Origin of the sequence: Rubritalea sp. (assembly GCF_039830215.1) — a bacterium.
GTDB lineage: Bacteria > Verrucomicrobiota > Verrucomicrobiia > Verrucomicrobiales > Akkermansiaceae > Rubritalea.
Genome location: NZ_JBDOPO010000279.1, coordinates 1 through 10,934 on the forward strand (window position 1 = coordinate 1; position 10,934 = coordinate 10,934).

The following is a 10,934-nucleotide window of genomic DNA, read 5'->3' on the forward strand; positions in this document are numbered from 1 at the left end:
AGTCTCGTAGGCTTCTGTGATACGATTGAGGAAACGCGCACGGATGATACAACCACCACGCCAGATGCGAGCGATAGCACCGAGGTCGAGACCCCAGTTCTTCTCTTTGCCAACCTTAGCGATGAGGTCGAGGCCTTGTGCGTAGGAAACGATCTTGGATGCGTAGAGTGCGTTGCGCACTTTCTTCACGAGTTCTTCTTTGCTTAGTGAACCGAGGTCGAAGTTCCAGTTGTCTGGTCCCTGAAGGATTCCAGAAGCCACCTTGCGCTGATCGCGCATGGAGGATAGGATACGCGCTTCAACAGAACCGGCGATTGTGGAGAACGGTACAGCCTGCTCGACTGAGCCCATTACTGTCCAACGGCCAGTACCTTTCTGGCCAGCCTTGTCGACGATAAGGTCAACGATGTCTTTGCCTGTCTCTGCGTCCTTCTGCTTGAAGATGTTTGCTGTGATCTCGATGAGGTAGGACTCGAGGTCGCCTTCGTTCCAGTCAGCAAAGATTGCTGCTTGCTCTTCATTAGAGAAACCAGCTGCTTTGAAGATGTTGTACGCTTCACAGATAAGCTGCATGTCGCCGTACTCGATACCGTTGTGGACCATTTTCACGAAGTGACCTGCGCCACCTTCACCGATGTGAGTCACACAAGGAGTGCCGTCCACCTTAGCAGAGATGGACTCAAAAATGGGCTGCATCACTGACCATGTGGAAGCTGGGCCACCAGGCATGATAGATGGGCCTTTGAGAGCTCCTTCTTCGCCACCGGAAACACCAGCACCGATGAAACGGAAGCCTTTTTCAGAGAGGTACTTCTCACGGCGCTCAGTGTCTGTGTAAAGTGTGTTGCCACCGTCGATGATGATGTCATCTGGATCGAGGAGCGGGATAAGTGATTCGATCACTGCGTCCACTGGGCCACCAGCTTTAACCATGATTTGAATCTTGCGTGGAGACGCGAGGCTGTCGACGAACTCTTCCAGCGACTGAGCGCCTACGAGGTTTTTGCCTGGGTTAGCAGCGATGAACTCGTCAGTCACTGAAGTTGTTCGGTTGTATACGGAAACCTGGAAACCACGGCTCTCGATATTGAGAACGAGGTTCTGGCCCATTACTGCGAGGCCAATTAGGCCGAAGTCACTTTTGCTCATAAATTTATAATTTCCCGATAAAAATTGCGGATCCGCATTATTCTCAGAAAAGTACGCATGGCAACTCGAACTTACGCCATTACTAAAAATTCTCCGCCATTTTGGCACACAAAGAGCGTCAGTTTAAAATTTTTAGGTAAATATTTGCTGATTTACCGGATAGGAGGTCACCCCCCATTGCTTAATGTTGCTCTAATAAAACAACGCTTTGCGAAAGCAACGCTTCACAGTGGCACGGTCGACCTTGATCCCACGCTCTAAATCTTCCCAACTAGCATGGTCCAGTAGATCAAGTGTTTCCTGCGCTATCAGAGCTGGTAAGATGGTAGCCACGCGCACGCGCCACTTGCGGAGTGATTTGGCATAGGTGATACCAGAATCCAGATACGCCCGAGCCTGTGCCCGCCAGTCCTTAGCCGCTTCCATTATCTGCTCCTTACTCTGTGGATCACTGACTGGGAGGTAGCAGCGGCCATTGGCAAAGTCCTCAGGAATGTCACGTAAGATATTTACTAACTGCAGGCCAATCCCATATTCACCGCCTGTTTCATCGAGCACTGAACGCTCGAGACGAGAGAAGCGGTGCGCCGATTGATAGCCCACCTCAGACCAAAATTCTCCTACCGATCCTGCCACCTGGTAACAATAAGTTTCAAGCTCTTTGGCGCTAGAAAAGCTGGTGTGGTGATTGATTGCAAAATGGCGAATATCATTCATTTGCCCAGTGCAAATGTGCCCTAGTACCACAGCTATAGCACTCCACGCCCATTCCCTAACTGTGTCGTACCAATGGAAAACGTCATCTAAACGCTCTAGTAGAAGTCGTTCTTTGGCATTTGTTTGGTAGCTGACAAAGGAACTCGAAATTAGCTCGATCAGCTCAGCTCGCACTACTTTATCGGTGAGTGCTGGAGTAAATTTGGCTAAACATGTTTCACGGAGTGCAGCTGGGACTTGCTCTGTGTCAGCAATCGTATCAGAAGCGCGGGCCAGTAAATAGCCGAGGCTAATAGGCTCCCGCATCAATCTTGGTAGAAAACGAATAGTCAGATAAAAGGAGCGAGACACCCCTTTAAGCACACCTTTACCTAAATCAATTTCCTTCTGCACACCGCTATGAAAGCACAGAGCCTGCAACTTTTCACCACGAATTTCACGAATTGCCAAGGTGGAGTGTCATAGAACCACGGAAGGCACGGAATACTCAGAACGGTGCTTGTGGCTATTTCATCCAAACGCTACCTAGAATCTCTTTGTAGATTACTTGTATTTTATGGTTCGGCTATCCCCTATGCGCACATCAAAAAAATCTGTCTAATCGGTGAAATCTATGGTCAAAGAACTGACAACCTCACACTAGCCGCTTGCAACTCTATCTCCATATTCCCTTCTGTCACCGCATTTGCCCGTATTGCTCGTTTTACAAGCACACGCCTGGTAGCACTGACATGCGCGCATTCTCCGACGCCATATTGTTAGAAGCTAGAAACCACGTGCAGAAACTAGGAGAAAATAAGCTAACCACGCTTTACTGTGGTGGCGGCACACCATCGATGCTCTCCCCAACCCACTTGAAGTTATTGTTCAGCGGTTTACGGGAAATTTTTGATTTCAGTGATCTCAAGGAAGTCACCTTCGAGGCCAACCCTGCGACCTTCGACCTGAGCAAGGCCAAGTTGTTTAAAGAACTAGGCGTCACGCGCATCTCGCTCGGTATCCAGTCATTCGACAATGGGGTGCTAAAAACTCTAGGGCGTGAGCATAGTCGCGAGGAAGCGATAGCTGCTGTGCCCATTCTTCGAGAAGCTGGCATCAAGGAAGTGAACATCGATTTGATGTTCTCGATTCCAGGGCAATCACTTGAAGTGTGGCAAGACACGCTCGACACGGCTGTCAGTCTCAAGCCTGACCACATTTCAGCGTACAATCTCACTTACGAAGAAGACACAGAGTTCATCGACAAGCTCACAACTGGCGAATATAAGGATGACGTAGAGACGAATGCTCAGATGTTTACTGCGGGGCACGACACTCTCACTGCTGCTGATTTCGAGCATTACGAGACTTCTAACTATGCCAAGCGAGGCACGCGTTCCACCCACAATCTCTCTTATTGGAAAGGCTCTAACTACCTTGGGCTCGGTCCATCTGCAGTCTCTACAGTTGGCAATACCCGCTGGAAAAACCTCCCTGACACAGCGAACTATATCAAACAGATAAACCACGTCGGTCATGCTCAGACTGAGATCGAACACCTCAACGAGGAAGAGCTACACCTGGAAAAAATCGCCCTCCAACTCCGCACTTCAGATGGATTGCCGCTGGATGTGCTCAGTCAAGTTGAGCGGCAACGTGCTCAGAGTGTCATCGACGAAGGTCTGGCACGTGTTGATGGTGGAAAAATGATCCTCATCGGGGAAGGCCGGTTGTTAGTCGACTCGATTGTAGAGCACATTGTTTAGCTCTAGGGAATGTAAGGTGGAAAAAGGAGAAAGCCTAGCTAGCGTCGTAACCCTTAAATTCTTCACCTAGTTTTATATTCGGAAACTTTACCATGCTAGCTTGACCAGCAACCAAGATTTTTTGAAACTGGCTCCATGATCCATGTGTGCGCATATCCATCATTAGTCCATAGTTCGTAGCTATCTGCTGGACCATTCTTAATAACATAGACCTGTGGTAAGGTGTATTCCTGAACCAAATTATGCGTGCACTCAGCGGCCTTAAAGTGGATCTTCATATTGCTCCATTTCACGAACCAATTATCAGTTTCAACATGCATGGGCGCCGACCTGGCTAATTGATAAAGAAGATGGACTTTGGATTGGATATATTAATATGTTCGGATATCGAGGGTGATAATCCGATCCGTTATTTGTGCGACTCCTAATCAATTTACTCTTCTCTCTTCTTCTCACTATTTCCAGCCCCGCACATCTGGTTCAGCAGCTTTTTGTCGATTTCTCTGCCGATGAATCCTCATGGATGGCGGAAATTCGCTTTGACGCAGGCATGGCACTCCCAGAGATGCGGGTCGATAAAGAAGCTATGCAGCCTAAGCGGCAGTGGTTGATTGATCAGACTCCTCAACAACATACTGAGCTACGCAAACAGGCCGAACTCTATCTGCGGCAAGCCTTCCAATTTTACTGGGTCACTGAATCCAGCGAAAATCTAATCCACTACAGGGTCCATTTCCCTGAATGGGATACAAGTCCTCCTGAATTTTCTAAGCCATTCACGGATTTAGGCTTCGCTTATTTCAACGTTCAATGCTCAGGACCTATTCCTGAGTCAGGTGGAGCCTTAGAAGTTAGAGTTCGCGAGGGAGACACCCCTGACTTTGCTTTCGGTTACGAGCGCATCGGCTCAGATAGAATCGTCACAGCCTACCCGGGAAAGTCACTCACCCTATGGACCGCCGAAGCCACCCCCCCATCAGCACAGCAATCTTTCCTGAGCTTCCTCGACTATGGCTACCGTCACGTCATCCCAGAGGGATGGGACCACGTTCTTTTTATAGCCGCACTGTGTTTCCTTAGTTTTTCTTGGCGCCCATTACTCACCCAATCATTAATTTTCACTCTGGGCCACACGATCACGCTAGCTCTCAGTATCAGCAACACCATACCAGCTATAGCTCCAGCCAGCATGGTATGGATTGAAATGCTTATTGCAGCAACCATCGTCTATGTAGCACTCGAGAACCTGTTCACACAGAAACTCAAAGCTCACAGACTACTCACCATCTTCGTCTTCGGCCTGATTCACGGGCTCGGCTTTGCCTCAGTGTTAGGAGAAACCATCCGCGCCTCAGGCAGCATAACCATGCCACTCATTGCAGCCAACCTCGGTGTCGAGGTCGGACAAATCACAGTGATAACCTTCATCTTGGTCACGCTTTATTGGGCCAAAGAGAAAAGCTACTTTCCTACAATTGGAAAAATAGCTTCAGCTTCCATCGCGCTGGTCGGCACGTATTGGATGGTCGAGAGATTAGTGGGCTGTATCTAGCTCCATATCAGAAGAATCGACGGATGCACCGTTCTGGTTTTTCGCACGTTTTTTAGAGATCAAAACGACAATTGTGGCCGGCACCATCATCCACAGACTGTAGACACTAGGAGCGATCGACATCTCCATGCTCTTCAAAATTGTTGTGGTGACTAGTAATGCGATGGTTCCATTCTGTAGACCAACCTCGAGCATAATGCAGGTGCGTTGGGCTCGATTGAGTCTAGCTAGGCTTGCCACAGCAAAACCTAAAGTCATTCCAACTAGATTCATCACCACGCAAGCAGGTCCAGCGAGAACAGCAAACTCATTGACCTTGGACACTCCCAATTTCACATAGAGGGCTAAGATCACTAATGCCAATACCGCGGAGGATCCCGTTCTGACTAGTCCTTCAATCTTATCAATATTACCTTTGGCCCAACGGCGGACACCCATGCCGATAGCTACAGGCAGCACTGAAATGATCAGCAATTTTTTCACTGTCTCGGCCACTGGCAAGACGAAGCCGTCATTGCTCATTCCCTGCCATTCAAACCCCCAATTTACGACAAACGGAATGGTAAAAGGCGTAATGATTCCGATGATTGCCGTGAGGCTCACAGATAGGCCAATATCACCTTTTGCTAAATAAGTAAATAGATTAGATGTCACACCACCTGGGCATAAAGAAATGACTAACACACCCATAGCCAAAGCCCCAGTCAATCCAAAAGCCGAGATGATGGCATAAGCCAGTACGGGAAGAAATACCAACTGACAAAAGGCCCCTATGAAAAAGGCTTTAGGAAATTTGGCTACTCTTTTGAAGTCCGCGATCTGAAGGCTCATGCCCACCCCGATCATTACTAAAATCAATGCTACCGGCAGGGCTACTTCTACTATTTTCTCAAACATATGATGACGTGTTTACGCACCTCATAGCATTGATACAGTCGTGTACAACTCTGATTATAGACTTCATTTTAAAGATACACGCAAGAGGCATATTTTCCTACGACTACCAGTCATGGATCACTCAAGTCGATGCATAGAGTGATCTAAATTAAGGTGGCTTTTGTGTCGATAACTTCAGTCAGTTTGAATCAATTCTCGAAACTCTTGGTAATCGCGAGGACTGTGATCTCTATCACACTTACCTCATGTGCCCCCACCCCTCCAAAGTCTCCATCCAAGGCTGCGCGTGTCATATTCGAGTGTTATGACGGCGAAGGACACTGGTACCTCTCTCTTCATCAACCTTAAATCTCAAAATGTTAACTTGATGCGCAGTAACCATGGGATTGGTTGGGCCCACCTAGCCACTGGAATTGAGTACAGTTATAACCATCTGGCACTTATCGCGTTTCTAAGAACAACGTGGATAATTACTCTAATCACTACAGCTGGATAGAGGGCGACTATGGACAGGTAGTGAATAACGATGCCCTACTGAATGCTCCTAAGCTATTATGGAATGGGGGTGAGCCTAGACATATCCCGAACACTAGTGAGCCCGCAGCACAAGGCTGCCCCCGAATGTTAAAATAGTTCGTCCCCACACTATACAACATGGTAGACATTGGGGCTCTATTATGAAGACATGCTGCGTGAGAGCTCAATAGCCTTCTATGCTGAGCGCAGAACGCATCAAGCACCGGTCGAGCTACACTCGTCGCTTTACCGTTAAAAGTTGCTACTGTCACAGTGTGACTCCAAGCTCACTCAGAAGTGCCTTTATTTTCTTTTCACTGACGGCTCCTGGCATGGATATATTCGGAGCAAAGAGTGTGACTCGGAGGGTTTCTAGCGCGTAACCAGCCTCGATGAGGCCGCAGTCGTCTGGGCGAGTTTTCATGTGATCGTACCATGGAAGATAGATCTTTAGAATTCTGTCCATTTTCTCGAGGTCTTTGTTGACTGGGTTCGCCTTGAGTCGGTTTACTCGATCTAGAATTGCGTTGAAGAAAACCTTGTAGTTGAGCAATGATTGCCAGCCTGCTTGAGTGGCAAAACCTGGGCGCAATAACCACTCGATTTGCTCTTGGATATCTTCGATGATTTCCTCGTAGTTAGGGTTCCCTTTGTTTGATTCTAGCCATGCAACGACTTCACGGTAGCTAGATATAGCTGATGCTAGTGCGTCACAAAGGTATTCTGCATGGGCAAACAGATCACCACGACCATTGTCTGCTTGTGAGTCAAAAGTGACCTGATCTCGCGGAACGTTTTTCGCAAAACTACCGCGTACGACACAGCGCAGTAACTCGGCTTGGCTGATACCTTTACCACCTAACAATGGCAGGTACATCTTCGCATCCATGCTCAGAGGCATTTGCTTGCTGACGTATTTTGCATGATCGGTGTTACGGAAAAGAAAGAGTCGCACACATCCAGCCATATGGCTGACATCGGCTTGGCGCTTGTCTGTAAAGACTTTCACGCTGACTCCATTTCCATCATCGACTAGTGCTGGATAACCTATACCACGCGGTGTCTCAACTCTCTCAGGCAGATCCCCACAGTCCCAACTGCGCATCCCCGGAAAATCGTATTCAGCTCCCGTTTCTTCCTCAAAACGCTCGGTCATTTGACCACGAAGGGAGTCGCGTAGCTCTCCAGCATCTAGGCCAATGCCAAGTTCGTGTCCCTCGTCGTCACAGACCCACACTTTGGTGCGCAGTTCCTGAGGCAACTTCTCGACTTGAAACATGGTTGCTTCTATTTTTACGCGCGTACGATCACATAAAAACGCAGCTAACTCAGAATACAAACTTTTTCTAGGAGTTCTATAGCTCCACTCATCGGCAAATGCTTGAGCAGTGTGTGCTGCCGGATTACAGGCAATGCGAAGTGGTTTTGGCAACGACTTTATCAAGATTGTCACTCTCTCATAGAGCTGGCCCATCACTCCCCATTCTACTAGCCATTCGGGGAAATTGACTAGTTGGTCGATGTGAACTCCGATTGTCACTCCGTCATCAGGCTCACAAGGTGCGACTCGGTAATAGAGTGGGTATGCTTCTTCTCCAAAATGTAATTCATCTGGATAGAGGCTCGAGTCAGGCAGTTCACCATAAACAAAATCTTCGACTTTAGGATGCAGTGCGTCTGGATTTTTAGTCATCCAGCGCCAAAATTGTTTGGCCGTGCACATATCCGCTGGGAGTTGTTGCTCGAAGTATTCGACCACCGATTCTTCACTCCAAATTCCATCACGACGGCGGAGTTTCACCTCTAGACTCGCAACCTCCTCGCTAAGCCCATCGATCACGGTGAGCGCATCTGGCTTTTTCTTCATCCCCCCAGCTAGCAGGCCTTCACGTATGAATACAGCTCGGGCAGCTTGTGGGTCTATTTTACCGAAATGGACATTGCGGTTATCAATGATATTAAGTCCGCTACAGACAACTATTTCTTTAGCGTAGACCGCTCCCTGCTTTTTATCCCAGCGGGCGGAATGATAACGACTGCGGCAAAGCTGCGGAGCCACTTCTTCTAACCAACGTGGATCAAGCTTGGCGATCCGTCTTGCCCATAAACGTGTCGTGTCAACCATTTCGTATCCGATGACCCACTCGAGCGGCTTCCTCTTTCCAAAGAGGCCAGACCCAGGGAAAATGGCAAATTCTAGGCCACCACCACTTTTGTATGCACGCTTCTCTTTATCATAGAGGCCAACCTGCCTAGGCATTCCGCTCAAAAGCGACTTATGGATTTGGTCATAGTCTAGTGAATGCGCCTCATCAGTAGTGAGATGATGGCTGTGCCAGCGGAAAACTTCTCGTCCGAGCACAGCGAGTTCGTGGTGCAGATTCCCCCACTCTAGTACTCTTCTGAAGTTTAGAAATTTGTGTCGGCAAAACTTCCTCAGCTGGTTTTGCCTCCATTTCCTTCCTTCTTTGAATTGGTGGAGGTCAACCCATAGGTGAATCAATGACATGAAGTCTGAGTCGACGTCTTGCCACTTCTGGTGAGCGGCATCAGCCTCTTTGGCTTTCTCCGCAGGTCGCTCGCGCGGGTCCATGATACTGAGGCCACTCACAATAACTAACATCGCGTCCAGACAATGACGATGGCGAGCCTCTAACAACATTTTACCTAGCCGAGGCTCTACTGGTATTCTCCCCAGCATTGATCCCGTTTTAGTGAGTTCATTATCGCCATCAAGAGCATTGATTTCGCGCAGCGTGCGATAACCTTCGCTTATATGCTTGCTCGATGGAGGATCAAGAAAAGGAAAGTCCTCAATAGCTACCAACCCTAGTGATTTCATCCGCAGGATAACACCTGCGAGAGAGGATCTACGAATCTCAGGATCAGTAAACTCTGTGCGTGCATCAAAATCATCTTCCTCGTAGAGACGCACACAGACCCCTTCACTGACTCGCCCACATCTCCCCTTGCGCTGATTCGCACTGGCCTGAGATGTTTTCTCAATCTGTAACCTCTGCACCTGACGAGCTGGGCTCCAACGGCTGACACGGGCAACTCCCGTGTCCACCACGTAAATGATCCCCGGAATGGTCAAAGAAGTTTCTGCGACATTGGTTGCCAGAACAATACGGCGGCGTCTCCCATCAGGGCTAAAGACTTTTTGCTGATCCTGCAGGCCGAGCCTCGCGAATAGTGGTAAAATGTCGGTCCCGCCCCAGCCTCTACCGTCGAGCACGTCCACGCACTCACGAATTTCTCGTTCGCCGGGGAGAAAGACCAACACATCACCACTGCGATCTTTGCGGCTAATCCATTCGATAGCACGAGCCACATGACGAGACATGTCCTCAGTATTCTCACGCGGCAAGTATTCTGTCTCAACAGGGAATGTCCGCCCTTCCACATGAATGATTGGTGCGTCATTGAAAAAGTCAGCAAACCCACCCGCATCTAGTGTCGCAGAGGATATCAGGACTTTGAGGTCAGGGCGGCGTTCTAGTAAAATCTTCAGGTAACCTAACAAGAAGTCAATGTTCAAGCTACGCTCGTGCGCTTCATCAATAATCAGCACACTGTACTGTTTCAGATCTGGGTCCCCTTGGGTTTCCGCTAGCAGAATACCATCGGTCATGAACTTTACGCGTGTCTTCTTGCTAGTATTGTCCTGAAAGCGCACTTGATAGCCGACCTCTTGGCCTAGGCTGACACCCATTTCTTCGGACACGCGTTTTGAGACGCTGGCTGCAGCGAGGCGTCTGGGTTGAGTACACCCAACACGGCCCCGCACATTTTGCTCCTGAATGTACTCCAGAGCCATTTTCGGCAACTGTGTCGTCTTACCCGATCCCGTGTCCCCAACGACGACTGTTAGTTGGTTTTGATGAAGTGATGTTAGGATCGCATCACGCTCCCTGCTAACGGGTAGATCTGGGTACTTTAGCGTTAATACTGTCTGCATAATGTGCACAGTCAGATGGCACCAAATTTATTGAAAGTTCAAGCATTAAGCCTATGTATAAGGATTCACCCTAAAGTATTGCAATATATTCATAGTCAGCCTTAGCTTGCGGAATTTAAGAGCTATCTGGCGGCCGATCTCGCTCCAGATCTGCCTGTTGAACTATAAACCAGTTAAAGACGAACTGCATGTGCTCACTCAGCTCAGCAAGCTCATTCCTCTACATCTATTCAGTATGCCTTCTCGCAAACACTGTATAAATAAACAAGCTCGGACATTTACAGCATAGAGTCATGTCATAAGCCTGCTCTGCCCGCAAATCCCGCACTCCATAGGACTCAATAATATTGGCGATACAGCGTATTTATTCACGTCGGCCGGTTCGCCTTCGTAGAAC

Annotated in this window: 7 protein-coding genes; 2 read left to right on the top strand and 5 right to left on the bottom strand. The window is 48.6% G+C overall.

Annotated features, from left to right (window positions below; translation table 11 throughout):
- The coding region (gndA, locus tag ABGY95_RS09230) for an NADP-dependent phosphogluconate dehydrogenase (RefSeq protein ID WP_347441387.1) at positions 1–1,149 on the bottom strand (1,149 nt) is incomplete at its 3' end.
- Positions 1,150–1,341: 192 nt separating this feature from the next.
- Entirely contained in the window at positions 1,342–2,316 is a 975-nt protein-coding gene (locus ABGY95_RS09235) for a squalene/phytoene synthase family protein (RefSeq protein ID WP_347441388.1), read from the bottom strand.
- Positions 2,317–2,513: 197 nt separating this feature from the next.
- Here ABGY95_RS09235 and hemW point away from each other — a divergent pair, with 197 nt between their 5' ends.
- Entirely contained in the window at positions 2,514–3,611 is a 1,098-nt protein-coding gene (gene hemW, locus ABGY95_RS09240; RefSeq protein WP_347441389.1) for a radical SAM family heme chaperone HemW, read from the top strand.
- A gap of 95 nt (positions 3,612–3,706) precedes the next feature.
- Here the strand turns inward: hemW and ABGY95_RS09245 are convergent, their stop codons facing one another.
- Complete coding sequence (locus ABGY95_RS09245) at positions 3,707–3,889, bottom strand: hypothetical protein (RefSeq protein WP_347441390.1); 183 nt, start codon at positions 3,887–3,889, stop codon at positions 3,707–3,709.
- A gap of 137 nt (positions 3,890–4,026) precedes the next feature.
- Here ABGY95_RS09245 and ABGY95_RS09250 point away from each other — a divergent pair, with 137 nt between their 5' ends.
- Positions 4,027–5,163 (top strand): HupE/UreJ family protein, encoded by a 1,137-nt coding sequence (locus ABGY95_RS09250; protein WP_347441391.1) that lies wholly within the window; start codon positions 4,027–4,029, stop codon positions 5,161–5,163.
- On the opposite strand, the gene ABGY95_RS09255 is transcribed toward ABGY95_RS09250, so the two are convergent.
- Together ABGY95_RS09255 and hrpA are read right to left on the bottom strand one after the other, a co-directional pair.
- Positions 5,146–6,060 (bottom strand): bile acid:sodium symporter family protein, encoded by a 915-nt coding sequence (locus tag ABGY95_RS09255; protein ID WP_347441392.1) that lies wholly within the window; start codon positions 6,058–6,060, stop codon positions 5,146–5,148. The two genes, ABGY95_RS09250 and ABGY95_RS09255, sit on opposite strands and share 18 nt — an antisense overlap.
- Before the next feature lie 784 nt (positions 6,061–6,844).
- Positions 6,845–10,537, bottom strand: a complete 3,693-nt coding sequence (gene hrpA / locus ABGY95_RS09260; protein ID WP_347441393.1) for an ATP-dependent RNA helicase HrpA — start codon at positions 10,535–10,537, stop codon at positions 6,845–6,847.
- Positions 10,538–10,934 lie beyond the last annotated feature (397 nt).